Source organism: Ancylobacter sp. VNQ12 (assembly GCF_049445835.1).
Classification (GTDB): Bacteria; Pseudomonadota; Alphaproteobacteria; order Rhizobiales; family Xanthobacteraceae; genus Ancylobacter.
In genome coordinates, this window is sequence record NZ_JBMSDU010000002.1 from 99,653 (window position 1) to 114,931 (window position 15,279).

Annotated in this window: 17 protein-coding genes and 1 tRNA gene; 12 read left to right on the forward strand and 6 right to left on the reverse strand. The window is 68.1% G+C overall.

What is annotated here, in order from left to right; translation table 11 throughout:
- Positions 1-78: 78 nt before the first annotated feature.
- The 4 genes from ACO2RV_RS03945 (at position 79) to ACO2RV_RS03960 (ending at position 4,078) form a co-directional block, all read left to right on the forward strand.
- Positions 79-759 carry an aquaporin gene (locus ACO2RV_RS03945; protein WP_423290054.1) on the forward strand — a complete coding sequence of 227 codons (681 nt, stop codon included), beginning with the start codon at positions 79-81 and terminating at the stop codon, positions 757-759.
- Between the two features lie 160 nt (positions 760-919).
- The gene (locus ACO2RV_RS03950) at positions 920-1,417 is read left to right on the forward strand and encodes a hypothetical protein (RefSeq protein ID WP_423290056.1); all 498 of its coding nucleotides are present in this window, start codon (positions 920-922) and stop codon (positions 1,415-1,417) included.
- A gap of 91 nt (positions 1,418-1,508) precedes the next feature.
- Entirely contained in the window at positions 1,509-3,569 is a 2,061-nt protein-coding gene (locus ACO2RV_RS03955) for a sigma-54-dependent Fis family transcriptional regulator (protein WP_423290058.1), read from the forward strand.
- A 41-nt stretch (positions 3,570-3,610) separates the two neighbouring features.
- Positions 3,611-4,078 carry a hypothetical protein gene (locus ACO2RV_RS03960; RefSeq protein ID WP_423290060.1) on the forward strand — a complete coding sequence of 156 codons (468 nt, stop codon included), beginning with the start codon at positions 3,611-3,613 and terminating at the stop codon, positions 4,076-4,078.
- A 12-nt stretch (positions 4,079-4,090) separates the two neighbouring features.
- Here ACO2RV_RS03960 and ACO2RV_RS03965 read toward each other — a convergent pair whose 3' ends face one another.
- Positions 4,091-4,363 (reverse strand): hypothetical protein, encoded by a 273-nt coding sequence (locus tag ACO2RV_RS03965; RefSeq protein WP_423290062.1) that lies wholly within the window; start codon positions 4,361-4,363, stop codon positions 4,091-4,093.
- A gap of 90 nt (positions 4,364-4,453) precedes the next feature.
- On the opposite strand from ACO2RV_RS03965, the gene ACO2RV_RS03970 reads away from it, so the two are divergent.
- Genes ACO2RV_RS03970 through ACO2RV_RS03980 form a run of 3 tightly spaced genes read left to right on the forward strand, consistent with a single transcriptional unit; the run spans position 4,454 to position 6,115 of the window.
- Positions 4,454-4,756 (forward strand): hypothetical protein, encoded by a 303-nt coding sequence (locus tag ACO2RV_RS03970; protein WP_423290064.1) that lies wholly within the window; start codon positions 4,454-4,456, stop codon positions 4,754-4,756.
- Positions 4,757-4,793: 37 nt separating this feature from the next.
- A complete protein-coding gene (locus tag ACO2RV_RS03975; RefSeq protein WP_423290066.1) occupies positions 4,794-5,936 on the forward strand; it encodes a WD40 repeat domain-containing protein in 1,143 nt (380 codons plus the stop codon).
- Positions 5,933-6,115 carry a hypothetical protein gene (locus ACO2RV_RS03980; protein ID WP_423290068.1) on the forward strand — a complete coding sequence of 61 codons (183 nt, stop codon included), beginning with the start codon at positions 5,933-5,935 and terminating at the stop codon, positions 6,113-6,115. Before ACO2RV_RS03975 ends, ACO2RV_RS03980 begins: the two co-directional genes overlap by 4 nt.
- A 208-nt stretch (positions 6,116-6,323) precedes the next feature.
- Here ACO2RV_RS03980 and ACO2RV_RS03985 read toward each other — a convergent pair.
- From ACO2RV_RS03985 to ACO2RV_RS03995, 3 genes are all read right to left on the reverse strand, one after another.
- Positions 6,324-6,400, reverse strand: a tRNA-Arg gene (locus ACO2RV_RS03985).
- 175 nt (positions 6,401-6,575) lie between these two features.
- Positions 6,576-7,862: a glycosyl hydrolase gene (locus ACO2RV_RS03990; RefSeq protein WP_423290070.1), complete on the reverse strand. Its 1,287-nt coding sequence runs from the start codon at positions 7,860-7,862 to the stop codon at positions 6,576-6,578.
- Entirely contained in the window at positions 7,855-9,444 is a 1,590-nt protein-coding gene (locus ACO2RV_RS03995) for a sensor histidine kinase (RefSeq protein WP_423290072.1), read from the reverse strand. The genes ACO2RV_RS03990 and ACO2RV_RS03995 overlap by 8 nt, the downstream gene beginning before the upstream one ends.
- A gap of 487 nt (positions 9,445-9,931) precedes the next feature.
- Between ACO2RV_RS03995 and rpmH the strand changes: the two genes are divergently transcribed.
- From rpmH to ACO2RV_RS04020, 5 genes are all read left to right on the forward strand, one after another.
- Positions 9,932-10,066 (forward strand): 50S ribosomal protein L34, encoded by a 135-nt coding sequence (gene rpmH, locus ACO2RV_RS04000; RefSeq protein ID WP_183191444.1) that lies wholly within the window; start codon positions 9,932-9,934, stop codon positions 10,064-10,066.
- Between the two features lie 65 nt (positions 10,067-10,131).
- Complete coding sequence (gene rnpA, locus ACO2RV_RS04005) at positions 10,132-10,536, forward strand: ribonuclease P protein component (RefSeq protein ID WP_423290075.1); 405 nt, start codon at positions 10,132-10,134, stop codon at positions 10,534-10,536.
- Complete coding sequence (gene yidC, locus ACO2RV_RS04010; protein WP_423290077.1) at positions 10,533-12,335, forward strand: membrane protein insertase YidC; 1,803 nt, start codon at positions 10,533-10,535, stop codon at positions 12,333-12,335. The genes rnpA and yidC overlap by 4 nt, the downstream gene beginning before the upstream one ends.
- Positions 12,336-12,445: 110 nt before the next feature.
- Positions 12,446-13,099: a ribosome biogenesis GTP-binding protein YihA/YsxC gene (gene yihA, locus ACO2RV_RS04015; RefSeq protein ID WP_423290079.1), complete on the forward strand. Its 654-nt coding sequence runs from the start codon at positions 12,446-12,448 to the stop codon at positions 13,097-13,099.
- A 107-nt stretch (positions 13,100-13,206) separates the two neighbouring features.
- Entirely contained in the window at positions 13,207-14,280 is a 1,074-nt protein-coding gene (locus tag ACO2RV_RS04020) for an NAD(P)-dependent alcohol dehydrogenase (RefSeq protein WP_423290081.1), read from the forward strand.
- Between the two features lie 72 nt (positions 14,281-14,352).
- On the opposite strand, the gene ACO2RV_RS04025 is transcribed toward ACO2RV_RS04020, so the two are convergent.
- Positions 14,353-14,679, reverse strand: coding sequence for a helix-turn-helix domain-containing protein (locus ACO2RV_RS04025; RefSeq protein WP_423290083.1), 327 nt, complete (start codon positions 14,677-14,679; stop codon positions 14,353-14,355).
- Positions 14,680-14,790: 111 nt separating this feature from the next.
- On the reverse strand, positions 14,791-15,255 hold the full coding sequence (ptsN, locus tag ACO2RV_RS04030) for a PTS IIA-like nitrogen regulatory protein PtsN (protein WP_423290085.1): 465 nt from the start codon (positions 15,253-15,255) through the stop codon (positions 14,791-14,793).
- Positions 15,256-15,279 lie beyond the last annotated feature (24 nt).

Sequence of the window (15,279 nt, forward strand, 5' to 3'; positions counted from 1 at the left end):
CCGGACATCCCACGCCTCGACATCGTGCCGGCCCCGTTCCCGCGAAGGCTGGCAGCACCGACATCAAAGGAAATGACTATGCGGAAGTATATCGCCGAGTTCATCGGCACCTTCACACTGGTGTTCTTCGGTTGCGCCACCGTCATCTTCATGCGCGAGGAGGTCGGCCTTCTCGGCGTTGCCTTCGCCTTCGGACTGTCGGTCGTGGCCATGGCCTACGCGGTCGGACCGATCTCCGGCGCCCATCTCAATCCCGCCGTCAGCCTCGGCGCGGTGGTGGCCGGCCGGCTGCCGATGAACGACTTCCTGGGCTATGTCCTCGCCCAGTTCCTCGGCGGCATCGCCGCGGCGGCGGTGCTCTATGTCATCGCTTCCGGCCGCGTCGGTGGTTTCGATGCCGCCGCCAACGGCTTCGCGCAGAACGGCTGGACCAAATACGGCATGTTGTCGGCCTTCCTCTTCGAGGCCACCGCGACCTTCCTGTTCCTCACCGTGATCCTCGGCGCGACGCAGCAGGGCGCCTCGGCCATCTATGCGGGACTGGTCATCGGCCTCACCTTGGTCGCCATTCACCTCGCCGGCATCGCGGTCTCGGGCGCCTCGGTAAACCCGGCGCGTTCCTTCGGCCCGGCGTTGTTTGCCGGATCCTCGGCCATGTCGCAGGTATGGCTCTACTTCGTCGCGCCCTGTATCGGCGCCGTTCTTGCCGGGGCGCTGTTCCGCATGGGCGTGACACGGCATGCGGCCGTAGCTGCGTGATGATCGGCCTCCCGATCGGCATGAGCCCGTCGGGAGGCCTCGTTGAGTGACGCTTGATTGGAAGCGTGTTAAAAACTTCACAAACGAAGCGAAACAGATCCCAAACGCCAAGAATTCGGGGATCTGATGTTTGCATAAAAATAAATGGGAGGGTGCTTTGGTGTATATCTTCACCAAGAACGATGGACCTCGAAAAGAGGACGTCGCCGCCAAGCAGATGATCGAAAGAAACTGGGGGACGATTGACCGTCTCGCCAATCAGATTTCTGGTGGTCGCTGGCAAGACATCAAGCAGGCCCGGACAGCCAAGACACCCATCGCCGAATACGATCGAAAAAGTTTCGTCGGCTATGTCTCGACGGGACGGAGCGCGGCGGCGCGGCCCTATATCCGCATCAGCCTGAACAACCGTGTCGTCGTGGTCGATGAGGAGACCAACCGACAGGTCCTGTTCCTCGGCGAGATCCGGCACCGTCCGCAGGGCCGGGTGTTCTGCCTCGCCACCCGCGCCAACGGCTTCTTCGATCCGGCGGCGGACGAGGTGCTGGAGGCGCTGGCCGGGCTCGATGGCTGCGTGCTGCGCGAGGACGAGGTCGACGAGCCGTTCAAGCAGGAACTTGCACGCCGCCTGGGTTTCGCCGCGCCGCGGGAAGTCTGAGCGGGCGCCCCGAAGGAACCTCCGGTCCTTTCTTGCGCGGATACCGGTCCGAGCGCGGTTACGGGACACTGGGATGCAGACGGAAGCGCCTATGACCAAGCCGCCCCTTCAGCGCCATTCGACGGCACTCCCCTCTCGCCCGAACGGGGACGAGGATGCCGCCGATCACGCAGCGGACGGCACTTCCTACGACGCCTCGGCCACGATGAAGGCGTGGGAGAATTTCCTCGATCAGGGCCGGCCGGTCGCGCCGGGCGGCCTGGTCCGCAGCGTCATCGAGCGATCCTGGCAGCGCAGCGCCGTCTCCGGCGTCGACCCGCGCGGCCGCGGCAGCGACCTCATCGTCTCCGCCGACGAGGTGGACGGGCTGCGCCGGCACCATGGCGGCCTGCTGCAGGCGGCCGGCAAGACCTTCGAACGCCTCGCCGATATCCTCGGCGAGACGGCGACCATGGTCGTCATCACCGACCAGCGCGGTGTCATCATCGAGACCGCCGGCGATCCGCATATCGTCGACGCCGCCCACGACATACGTCTGGAAATCGGTGCCAACTGGGGCGAGACCGTCACCGGCACCAACGGCATCGGCACCGCGCTGGTGACCGGCAAGCCGGTCTATGTGCGCGCCGCCGAGCACTTCTGCGAGGGCGTGAAGTCCTGGACCTGCATCGGCGCGCCGATCCGCAATCCGCTCGACGGCAGCGTCATCGGCGTCGTCGATTTCTCCGGCCCGCAGGACATGTTCCGCCGCCATAACATCGCGCTCGGCATGATGGCGGCGAGCCATATAGAGCTCGCCCTCGCCGACCAGCTGCGGGTCGAGCGCATGCGGCTGCTCGAACTGTGCCTGTCCCGGCTGCAGGGCGGCGGGCGCGGCGACGGCTTCGTCATCCTCGACCGCCAGGGGCGGGTGATCCATCACAGCGACACCGCCGCGGCCCGCTGGCGCCATGCCAATCCCGGCGCCGAACTGCGACTCGGCGAGCAGCTGGTGGACTTCAAGGGCGACAACTGGCCGGACAATATCGCCTCGGACATTCCCGGCATCGACGCGCAGCGCATGGAACCGCTGATGCAGGACGGGGCCTTCTCCGGTGCGGTGCTGCTGCTCGGCCCGACGGGGCACCCTTCCCCTGCGGTCCGGGCCGGCACAGGCGCGGCGCGCGTGGCATTGAAGGCGGCGCGCGAGGCCATCGTCGGCGAGAGCGCGGTGCTGGTCGAGGCGATCGAGCGGGCCGAGCGGGCCGCGCAGGGCCGCAGCGCCATCCTGCTGGAGGGGGAAACCGGCGTCGGCAAGGAACTGTTCGCCAGGCTCATCCACGCGGCCGGCCTCACAACGGGCAAGGAACCCTTCGTAACCTTCAATTGCGGCGCGGTCTCCAAGGAATTGCTGGGCGGAGAACTGTTCGGCCACGCCCCCGGCGCCTTTACCGGGGCCACGCGCGAAGGGCGCGCCGGGCGCTTCGAGATCGCCGACAGCGGCGTGCTGAGCCTCGACGAGATCGGCGAGATGCCGCTCGAACTCCAGCCCTATCTGTTGCGCATCCTTGAGGAGAATGCGGTCTACCGCATCGGCGAGGCGCGGCCGCGGCCGATCAATGTGCGGCTCGTCGCCTCGACCAATCGCAACCTCAAGGTCGAGGCGGCGGAGGGGCGCTTCCGCAAGGACCTCTATTTCCGCATCGGCGCGGTGAAGATCACCATTCCCCCGCTGCGCAACCGCCATGGCGACATCAGCCTGCTGATTCACCATTTCAACCATCAGGTGGCCGAGGCCCACGGCACCGAGCCGTTGCGCTTCCAGCCGGCGGTGCTCGATCTGCTCGAACGTTATGAGTGGCCGGGCAATATCCGGGAAGTCCGCAACCTCGTCGAATCGATGTCGCTGATGGCGACCGGCCGCACCGTGGGCATCGACGATCTGCCGGAAGACTTCGTCGAGGAGGTGCAGCATCTGCGCGACGCGGGCGGCGGTCCCGCCGGAACGTCCGATGGCGGCGACGAGATCGCGCGCATCGACGAGGCCGAGCGCCGGCTGATCGAGCGCACGCTCGTCGCCTCGGGCGGCAACACATCCATCGCCGCCGATCGGCTGGGGATCTCGCGTAGCACGCTCTATCGCAAGCTCCAGCAATACCGGGCGAAGCATTAGCGGCTCGCGATGGCGGACGGAACCGAAAAAGCGAGGATCAGATGACAGAACGGCGCTATGGCTCCGGCCGTGTCCCCCGCTCGACGGAGCTTGCCTCGACCATCCTCGACAACGCCGAGCGCGATGTGGTCTTCACCCTGCGCATCCGCGGCGAGAGCCTTGATCTGCTGTCGCGGCACTTCCAGGGCTTCATCGAACGCTCTCTCGTCTCCAACGGAGTCGACTATGGCGACCATCCGCTGCTGCGGCTGTTCGTCGAAACGCATGGGCGCGAGCTCACCGACTTCGTGGTGAACGGCATGGCGCTGTCGCACCAGATGGATCTGACGGCGTTCGAGCGTTTCGGCGGCGATTCGACTCATCTGCTGCGGGCCGATGTCTGGGACAGCCTGCGCGGCTACATCGAGAGCGCCGAGCTGCATTTCATGTCCGGGCTCGGCGGCCTGCACGACATTCTGGCCGAAGTCGACGCCCACCGGCCCGACGCCGCAGGAGGCGCCGATGGCTAGGGTCGCCAAGGTTCAGTGCAGCCGGCCGCGCGGCGCCATGGGGGCGAGCGACCCGAGCAGGCTGGCCGGATTCTCCCGCAGGGTCCTGTGCCCGGCCGCCATCAGCGCCTCGCGCGCGCTCTCCGGCAGTGCCCGGAGCGCGGCCTCGGCGACGGCGATGTCTTCGCGCGCGCCGCTCGCGGCCGCCTGCCGCAGCGCCCTGGTGCAGGCATGCTCGCTGCTGAGTTGGCCCTCGGCGCAGGTGGCGAGCGCGGCGAAGAATGGCTTGCCGATCGTGTCGAACATGACAGCCATCCTCTTGAATGAGCGGGCCGGCATTATCCGGTCCGACAGGGCGCCGTGTCCAGCCGGGCAGGATCGAGCGGAGGGCGCGCGGTGACGGACACGCAGCAACTGCGCTCCCTGCTCGGCGAGCGTCTGGAGATCGTGCAGGAGATCACCCGCCTGAACGCGCGCCAGTTGCAGAACCGGCAGCTCTTCAGCGGCTTCGAGCTGGAGGTGATGCTGTGTGAGCGCGACCTGGCGCAGGCCGGGGGCGCGGCAGCCGCGGCGGATCGTCTCGAACAGGCACGGGCACAGCGCGACACGGCCGAAGCCCGGCTCGCCGAGGACGATCGCGAACTCATGGAATCGCATAGGCGGCTCGACGCCGTGGACCGCCGGATCAGCGAAAGCTGAGCCGACTGGCCGGGCATCGGCAAGGGAGCGCACTGGAATGAGCACGACGGAAGCCGACACATCGCCACTCTTCGCTCTGCTGGCACGGCAATGGCGTCTGGAGGCAGAGGTCCAAGCCTGCGCTTTCGCCCGGGACGGCGCCAGCCTTGCCTTCGCGCTGGCGGACGGCACGCTCGCCATCGTCTCGATGGACGATCCGGAAGCGGCGGGAACGCGCTGGCGCATGTCGATCGAGGACGGCCGCTCCACGATCTCCCCGCGCGCCCGTCCGGTGTCGGCGCCAGTGCGGGTATCCGTGGGCGAGGGGCCGCTGCGTCTGTCAGCGTTCGGTCCGTCGGGTTTCCTGGTCGGCGGCGCCATTGGTCGGCTGGTGCGCGTCGAAGCCGATGGTTCGGCGCGGGTGGTGGTCGAGCACGACTGCACGGGGGTCGACGCCATCGCGACCTCGTGCGCGGCGGGCGACCGCACGGCCTGGGTCGCCGCCAGCGGCTGCGTCACGCGCTACGACCCCGAGGGCGGCACGGCACGGGCGATGGCGCGCTATGAGGGCTCCGCGCGCGTGATCGCGCCCTCGCCCGACAGCGGAAGGGTGGCACTCGGCTTCGAGGCGAGCCTGTCCATCGTCGACGAGGGAGGCACGGCCGGCGAGCGCTTCGAGACCGCAATTGGACCGGTCGAGGCCCTGTCCTGGTCGCCGGATGGCCGCCGGCTGGCCGCGGGCCTGCGCGATGGCGGCGTCGCCCTGATCGATACGGCGGACCGGCGCGTGCTCCGCCTGCCGGACTATCCCGCGCCGGTGCGCACGCTCGACTGGAGCACCGATTCCCGGCACCTCGTCACCGGCGGCGCCTTCCGCACCATCATCTGGACAATGGGAGAAGGCGGCGAGCGACCCAGGACCCTGGAGACCGGCCGTTCCGGTTTCGTGGCGGTCGAGGCGGCGCGGCTGCATCCCCATTTGCCGCTCGTCGCCGCCGGCTATGAGAACGGCATGATCGTCGTCATGGCCGTCGGTCATCGAGACGAACTGGTCATTCGCGATCCCGCGCCGGGCGGCCTGCGCGACCTGAGCTGGTCGACGGACGGCGAGCACCTTGCCTTTCACGCAGCTCAAGGCTGGGCCGGGGTGATCGACCTGCCCGCGCACATGTTCAAACAGATCGACAGGAGGACAGCATGACGTCGCCCGACAAGACAGCCGAAAGCAAGGACAAGTTCTTCGAGGAAATCGCCGCTCTCGCCGAACGGATGATCGCCGAGCATGGCCGCGAGTTCACCATGGGCGCGTTCGTTCTCGCCGCCCGCTTCATCGCCGAGAAGAAGGATCTTGGCCGCGGCCGTCTTGAGCCCACAAACTGAGTCTGTACCCCGACCAGGCCTTTCCAGCACAGCGGAGCATGGAGGCCGGCGAATATCGCCGCGCCCATCTCCTCGCCCTCAACACGTCGAGGTAGTGAGCAAGTCGGAGATTCGGCTGATGGGGAACAAGTCGACCATGCTGCGCACGCTGACTGCCGCATCAAGCGGAGAAGCGGCGGCGAACGGCGTTCGCGGTTTTGTTCGGAAATGGCGCGCCCGAAAGGATTCGAACCTCTGACCCCCAGATTCGTAGTCTGGTGCTCTATCCAGCTGAGCTACGGGCGCCCGGCTTCCCGTCAGGCGGGAAACCAACCTCGCGACGGCAAAGCGACCGCGAGGGCCCGTCAGCTACCCCGTTTCGCCGAGCAATGCAATACGTTCCGATGACAAGCCGAACTATCCACAGGCCGAATCCTCGACCGACACAAGGTCCGTCTACCGATGCACCCCGCCAGCCGGGTCAGCGTACCTCGAAGGGCATGTTGGCCGTCGCCGCCGCGCCGCGCCCGTCGAGCACCTCGACAAAAAGCCGGTATCGCCCGGCTTTGAGGCCGCCAATACGTGCGCCCGAGGGGCCGGCAAGGCGCACCGCTTCGGGAAAGGCGGAAGGTATCGCCTCGGCGTCGCCGCCAATCCCGTGCGTCGTGCTCTCGGCCCGCACGGTCCAGCGCACCTCCAGCCGGTCGCCGTCGGGGTCGAGCGCATCCAGCGTGAAGGCACCCTCCCCGCCCGCAGGCCAGCTGGCGAAAGGCGCGCTCGAATCGGTGGCCACATTCAGCGCGGCGATGCGCGGGGCGTGGTTGCCGCCCGGCGTGCGACCGCTCCAGACCTCCGCCATCGCCTCGGCGCCTTCCGTCCATTCGCCGGAGGGCAGAAGCAGGCTGTGCCAGCTCGGCGTCACCTCCTGCTTCTGCCCCCACAGGAAGACGATCGCACCGGTGTCGCCGAGCGCCTGGAGGTAGCGGCGCAGCTGGATCGCCTTCTGCGTCGAAGACGGCTCGAAGGGCGCGCCCCAGGGCGTGGTGGCGGCCTGCCATTGGCCGAGCGCGCCCAGCTCGGTGATGACGATGGGCCCCTGCCATCCCTGCTCGCGGGCACGCGCCGTGACGGAATAGAGCGCATCGCCATAGGAGTTGAGCCCCAGCACCTCGATGCTCGGCGCCTGCGCGATGAGCTTCGCCACCTTGTCGGTGCCGGTTTCCGCGAGAACGGCAAGGGTCGGATGGGCGGGATCGACCCGCCGCACCATGGCGGCCACCTGCTCGATCACCGGCCAGACCGCCGAATCGTCGGCGAGGTCGACCTCCACCTCATTGCCGATGGCCCACATCAGCAGCGCCGGATGATCCCTGTAGGTCTCGACGATGCCTTGCAGCTCGGCGAGCTGGCGCGCCACGAAGGTACGGTCGGCATAGTCGGCGCCCTGGCGCGGCTGGCCGACCCACAGGCCGACAATGACCTTCAGTCCCGCCTTCGCCGCCGCGTCGAGCCGGGCTCCGGGATCGCTGCCATAGGTGCGCAAGGTGGTGGCGCCAAGCCCGGCCAGTTCATCGAGCGGCCCCTCGCCCGCGGCGCCGCGGACGGCGAACGGCTTGCCGTCGACCAGCAGCCGGGTGCCGGAGACCGTCACTTCCGCCGGGGCGGCGGCTGCGGCCAGTGGCGCGACGACGAGACCGGCGGCAAGGAGCAGCGCCCGGCAAAGACCTCCGCGCCAACCACGCCCTGCCGTGCGGCGACGCCTAGCCATGCGAGCGGGCGGCGCGGCGGGCGTCGAGATCGACGGGACGGTCCGGCACGCGCAGCTGGAAGGTCGCGCCCATCGTGCCGGGCACCAGCCGGATGCCGCCGCCATGCGCCTGCATCAGCTCCGCCGCGATGGCGAGGCCAAGGCCGGTACCGCCGCGCCGCGCCGAGCCCTGGAACGGCTCGAACAGATGCGCGCGGGCGCGCTCCGGCACGCCGGGGCCGGTATCAGCCACCTCGATCACGGCAATGGAGCCCTCGCGCCGCCCGGTGATGCGGATCTGGTCGCGGGCGGAATCGTTGGGCGCGCGGGCGGAGAGCGCTTCCATCGCGTTGCGCGAGAGATTCAGCAGTACGCGGAACAGCTGGTCGGGATCGGCATCGACCTTCATGCCGTGCTCGATGGAGGCGACCCAGCCGATCGCGGTTGCCTCCTCGCCGCCGAGGCCGAGCGTGTCGCGCACCTCAGCAACCAGCGGGGCGAGCTCGACCGGGCGGCGTTCCGGCGCCGGCTCCTGCGCGCGCCCATAGGCGAGCGTGTGCTCGCAATAGGCGATGGCCCGGTCGAGCGCGGCTTCCAGCTTCGGCGCGAAGCGCTGCACGGTGGGATCATCCACCTCGGCGAGCCGATCGGACAGCAATTGCACCGAGGCGAGCAGGTTACGCAGATCGTGATTGATCTTGGACACGGCGAGGCCGAGCGCGGCGAGATGGCTCTTCTGCTGGAGGGTCTCGGTGATCTGCCGCTGCATGGCGACGAATTCGCGCTCGGCCAGGCCGATCTCGTCCATGCGCTCCCCCGGCTCCAACGCCGCCGCCGGCACCGCGGGGTTCTCCCGGAAGGCGACCATGCGCTGGGTGAGCCGGCGCATCGGCCGCACGAACATCCAGGCAAGGCCGAGATAGACCAGCGCGCCGGTCAGCGCGGCGATCACCAGCGACACCAGCAGCACATTGCCGGTGAAGCGCAGCATCGCCTTGCGCAGCGGCGTCTCGCTCAGCACGATTTCGACGAAGCCGCCACCGCGCGGCGGGGTGCCGACGACGCGGATCACCCGCCCGTCATGTGCCAGCAGCGTGTCGAATGCCTGCGACACGGCCTGCCAGGGCGAGATGTCGCGCAGGTCCGCAAGGCTGTCCACCTCGGGCGGCATGTCCGAGGAGGCGAGCAGCCGGCGTGTGTCGTCGCGCTTCAGCGCCACGGTGATGGCGCCGACGCTGCCGAGCAGTTCACGGGTGAGCTCGGGCGGGATCATGCCCTCCGGCGCCGCGTCGAGCACGAGAGCGGCGGTACGCGCGCCGGCGAGGCGGTCGGACAGCCAGTTGATGCGGAAAGCCGCCACCGCCGGCACGATGATCAGCACCTCGGCGAGCAGCACGAAGGCGAGAGTGAAGGCGAGCAGCTTGCCCGAGAGACCGAGATGGCGCGCGCCCCTAGGCGTCGCGGTGCCCGAGGCCGATCCAGCGGCCGCGCCGTGGACAGTGCCGGCCGGCGCCGCGCCGGCGGGAGCCCGTGCGACTGCCTCGCCTCCCGCGCCCTGGCTCAGCTCTGCGGTTTCCCCGGTCCTGGTCACGCGCTCGTCCATCTTCCCTCATGATCGCGCACCGCCATCTCTGGCGGCCAACACCCGATTCCGCTACGCGAACCAATAATTGCGGCGGCCCGACGGCGGTATCTGCAGACGCTTGTCTAAATTACGCAGCTGCCTTGCACGGCCCTTACGCATCGGAGCGATGCCATGGATCCACCCCGCCGGGCCCGCTCGCGTTTCTGTGATGTATGGTGCCGACGGCCAATCACCAGAGGGGATAGGCTGCGCAGCATCGCAATGCTCGGAATTCCGGGTTGCAGAGCGTGGTGAGTCACCGGCTCGACAGGGCAACGACACGTGTCGGCCTCGATCAAGTTGACTTCAGCCGATGCCCCCCCTATAAGCCCGCTCCAACCACGGCTGCCCTCGCGGTCGGGTTGCCCCCCGTATGTGCGTCTTGCGCGGCGACGATGTCGCAGCCTGCGTCATGTGGATGGCACTCCGAACCGGGCAGTGAATTCGAACAAGCGGAGAGATTCCCGTGAAGCGCACTTATCAACCGAGCAAGCTCGTGCGCGCCCGCCGGCACGGCTTCCGTGCGCGCATGGCGACCCGCAACGGACGCAAGATCCTCAATGCCCGCCGGGCGCATGGCCGCAAGCGCCTGTCCGCCTGAGCACGCATTTCGGCCCCGTATGGCTGGGGCGCGCCGCCCTGCCGCCTGAGGATCGGCGCCCCGCCATGCACCGGCTCGTCAAGCGCAAGGACTTTCTGGCCGCTGCCGCCGGGCAGCGTGCCAACTCCGGCACCCTGCTTTTGCAGGGCCGTGATCGCGCGGACGAAGACGCTCCCCGCATCGGCCTCACCGTCACCAAGAAGCACGGCAATGCCGTGGAACGGAACCGCATCCGCCGGCGCCTTCGTGCCGCCGTGCGTGACGCCCTGCCACACGCGGGCAAGGACGGTTTCGACTATGTGATCGTCGCCCGGCGCGCCGCGCTCGGCGCCCGTTTTGCCGATCTCATCAAAGACATAGAGCGGGGCATCGCCCGCCTTCATTCAGGAAGCCGACGTCCGCCGAAAACTGCGGCCCGCGACATCGCGGCCCAGCGGCCGGCGCGCGCCGACGGAGAGCACCTGCCATGACGTCCGAAAACCGCAACATGATCGTCGCCATCGTGATGTCGATGGCCGTGCTGATCGCCTGGCAGTATTTCTCGGGCACCTTCCATCCGCAACCTCAGCAGCAGGCGGCGCAAAGCCCTGCGACGCAGAACCCGGCCGATCCCTCGGCCGCGCCCGCGCCGGGCACCAGCGCACCGACCGCTGGCGCGGTGCCGGCCAAGGCGCTCACCCGCTCCGAAGCGCTCGCCCGCTCGCCGCGCGTCGCCATCGAGACGCCGCGTGTCATCGGCTCCGTCGCCCTCAAGGGCGGGCGCGTCGACGACCTGTCGCTGAAGGATTACCGCGAGACGGTGCAGCCGGACTCGCCGATCATCGTGCTGCTCTCGCCGTCGGGCGGCCCCAACCCGTTCTATGCCGAATTCGGCTGGGTGCCGGGCGCCGGCGCGAACGTGCAGGTGCCGGGCACCGACACGCTGTGGACCGCGCCCGAGGGTAGTAAGCTGACCCCGGAGACGCCGCTGGTCCTCACCTGGGATAATGGCGCCGGCCTTACCTTCCGCCGCACCATCACCATCGACGCGAACTACATGTTCCATGTGGTCGACGACGTCGAGAACGCCACGGCCGCCCCGGTGGCGCTGCATCCCTATGCGCTGGTCTCGCGCCACGGCACGCCGCACACCCTCGGCTACTACATCCTCCACGAGGGCCTGATCGGCGTGACCTCGGAAGGCGGCCTGCACGAGATCAAGTACAGCGCCATTGCCGAGAAGAAGTCCGAGGTCTTCCCCTCGGTCGGCGGCTGGCTCGGCATCACCGACAAGTACTGGGCCGCGACCGTCATTCCCGGTGCGCAGGAAAAGGTGCAGGCACGGTTCTCCGCCTCGCAGGTGGGCAATGACCTGACCTACCAGACCGACTTCCTCGGCGACGCCGTCACCGTCGCGCCAGGCGCGAAGGCGACCACGGACGGACGCCTCTTTGCCGGCGCCAAGGAAGTGCGCGTCGTCGACGGCTACCAGAAGACCTACAATATCGACCGCTTCGACCTGCTGATCGACTGGGGCTGGTTCTATTTCATCACCAAGCCGCTCTTCCTGCTGATCGACTGGATCTACAAGGGCGTCGGCAATTTCGGCGTGGCGATCCTCATCGTCACCGTGATGCTGAAGACCGTGTTCTTCCCGCTCGCCAACAAGAGCTACGCCTCGATGGCGAAGATGAAGGCGGTGCAGCCGGAGATTCAGGCGCTGCGCGAGCGCTTCGGCGACGACCGCGTCAAGCTCCAGCAGGAGATGATGGAAATCTACAAGAAGGAGAAGATCAACCCGATCGCCGGTTGTCTTCCCATCGTGATCCAGATCCCCGTCTTCTTCGCGCTCTACAAGGTGCTGTTCGTCACCATCGAAATGCGGCATGCGCCGTTCTTCGGCTGGATCAAGGACCTCTCGGCGCCCGATCCGACGACCATCTTCAACCTGTTCGGCCTCATCCCGTGGGATCCCGGCACGGTGCCGGTGATCGGCCACTTCCTGCTGCTCGGCGTCTGGCCGATCATCATGGGCATGACGATGTGGGCGCAGATGAAGCTGAACCCGGCCCCGCCGGACCCGACGCAGAAGATGATCTTCGACTGGATGCCGCTAATCTTCACCTTCATGCTCGGCTCCTTCGCCTCGGGCCTGGTCATCTACTGGGCGTGGAACAACACGCTGTCGGTGGTCCAGCAGTCGGTGATCATGCGCCGCAACGGCGTGAAGATCGAACTGTGGGACAATCTGAAGAGCATTTTCGTCCGCAAGAAGCCGACGGCCGGCTGATCGCATCGGGCGCTTCCGGGGAATTCGCGACGGCGGAACGGCAACGTTCCGCCGTTTTCGTTTCAAGGCCGCATCTTGCGGTTCGGCGCCCGCCGGCCGATAAGCGGGGCATGAGCACCACCGACACCGACGATGCCCTGATCGAAGCCGGCCGCAAGCTGTTCGCCGGCGAATGGCAATTCCTCAGCGCCGCACCGACCATTGCCACCCTCCCGCCCATGCGCGGCATCGAGATCGCGCTTGCCGGCCGCTCCAATGTCGGCAAGTCGAGCCTGGTCAACGCGCTCACCGGCCGCAAGGCGCTGGCGCGCACCTCGGTGACGCCGGGACGCACGCAGGAGCTGATCTTCTTCGGCGTCGGCCCCGACCTCACGCTGGTCGACATGCCGGGCTACGGCTTCGCCAAGGCGCCGAAGGACAAGGTCGACGCCTGGACCGCGACCGTGCATGCCTATCTGCGCGGCCGGCCGAACCTTGCCCGCGTCTTCGTGCTGATCGATTCCCGCCACGGCCTCAAACCGATCGATCTCGAGGTGTTGGACGGGCTCGACAAGGCGGCGGTCTCCTACGCCATCGTCCTGACCAAGGCCGACCAGCTGAAGAAGGGCGAGCTGGAAACCCGCATCGCCGAGACGCAGGCCGCCCTGTTGCGCCGGCCGGCGGCCTTTCCTACCGTCTTCCCGACCTCCAGTCGTGAGGGCGACGGCATTGGCGAACTGCGGGCGGCCGTGGTGCGGCTGATGAGCGAGCGCGGCATCGGCTGAATTCGGGCGTACGGCCGGAGACGGTGGCTCGCCGGCTTTTGACCCGTGTCATGGCCCGGCCTCAGGCGTCTGGCATGGTGCAGCCACCTCATGTCCAGGAGCCCGCCATGCCCAAGATGAAAGCCGCCATCTTCGTCGAACCCGGCCGTATCGTGCTGGACGAGAAGCCGGTTCCCGATGTCGGGCCGCTCGATGCGCTGGTGCGGATCACCACCACGACGATCTGCGGCACCGACGTGCACATCCTCAAGGGCGAGTACCCCGTCGCCCGCGGGCTGACCATCGGCCATGAGCCGGTCGGCATCATCGAGAAGCTCGGCTCGGCGGTCACCGGCTATAGCGAAGGCCAGCGCGTCATCGCCGGGGCCATCACGCCCAGCGGGCATTCCTATGCCTGCCTGTGCGGCTGCGGCTCGCAGGACGGCGCCGGGACGAAGCACGGCTTCAAGGCCATGGGCGGCTGGAAGTTCGGCAACACCATCGACGGCACCCAGGCAGAATATGTGCTGGTGCCCGACGCGCTGGCCAATCTCTCGCCCGTGCCGGATCACCTCTCGGACGAGGAGGTGCTGATGTGCCCGGACATCATGTCGACCGGCTTCTCCGGCGCGGAGAGCGGCGAGGTGAGGATCGGCGACCATGTGGCGGTGTTCGCGCTCGGCCCCATCGGCCTGTGCGCGGTGGCCGGCGCCAAGCTGAAGGGCGCGACGAAGATCATCGGTGTCGATACGGTGCCCGAGCGGCTGGAGATCGCCCGGAAACTCGGCTGCTCCGATGTGGTCGACTTCAGGCAGGGCGACGTCTACGAGCAGATCATGGCCCTCACCGACGGCCGCGGCGTGGACGTCGCCATCGAGGCGCTGGGCACCCAGAACACTTTCGAGACCGCGCTGCGCGTGCTGCGTCCGGGCGGCACGCTGTCTTCGCTCGGCGTTTATTCCAGCGACCTTAAAATCCCGCTCGGTGCTTTCTCTGCGGGGCTGGGTGACAACAAGATCGTCACCACGCTGTGTCCGGGCGGCAAGGAGCGCATGCGCCGGCTGATGGACGTCATCGCCTCTGGCCGCGTCGACCTCAAGCCGCTGGTGACGCACCGGTTCAGGCTGGACGACATCGAGGCCGCCTACGACCTGTTCTCGCACCAGCGCGACGGCGTGCTGAAGGTGGCGATCACGCCTTAGGCGCCGTTCCCCCCAACCGTCATCCCGGCCGATCCGCAGGACCAACCGGGATGACGGATGAGGAGGGCGCCCTCACACGTCGTTGGCCGAGCTCAGCCTCTCCGACGGAATGTAGCCGCCGCGCTGCTTGACGCGCAGGCCCGGCCCGCCGCCGCTGCTCGCTTCGCCGGGATCGAGAAAATCGATGCCGGCCTCCTCCAGCGCGCCACGCAGCCGCTCGACCTCGTTCGGGTCCGCATCGCTGCCAGGCTCGCGCCCCTGTTCGAATTCCTGCACCCAGCCCGGCGTCACGCGGGCACGCTCGGCCAGCTCCGCCGCCGTCCAGCCCAGCAGCGCGCGGGCAGCGCGGCACAGTTCCGGTGCAAGCGCCAGATTGGCGGGAACGGTGGCTTCAGCCATGGCACGGATCTCCCAACGTCGAAGGCCAGAATGCTAGCCCTATTCAGATAGGGCAAGCGCGCGCGTCTGACAGGCCCGGCACGACGCCGGACGGAAGATCGCGAAGGACGCTCAGGCCGCGTCGGTTGCGGGCGTGCCGGTGAGGATGGCGTGAATACCGGCCGCATCGCGCGATGAGCGCAGCTTGCGCGCCACTTCCGGATCGCGCAGCAGCCGCGCCACGCGCGCGAGCGCCTTGAGATGGTCGGCGCCCGCCGCCTCCGGCGCCAGCAGGAGAAAGACGAGGTCGACCGGCTCGCCGTCCAGCGATTCGAAGTCGATCGGCTTCTCCAGCCGCGCGAACATGCCGAACAGCTTGTCCATCTTGGCGAGCTTGCCATGCGGGATGGCGATGCCGCTGCCGACGCCGGTGGAGCCGAGCCGCTCGCGCTGGTTCAGCGTCTCGAAAATCTCCCGCTCGTCCCGGTGAAGGAGTTCGGCGGCACGGGCGGCCAGCTCCTGCAGTGCCTGTTTCTTGCTGCCCACTCGAAGGGCGGGAAACACTGCCGAAAGCGCCAGAATGTCGTTCAGGGCCATGGAAGGATCCGGGTCCGTCGCGCG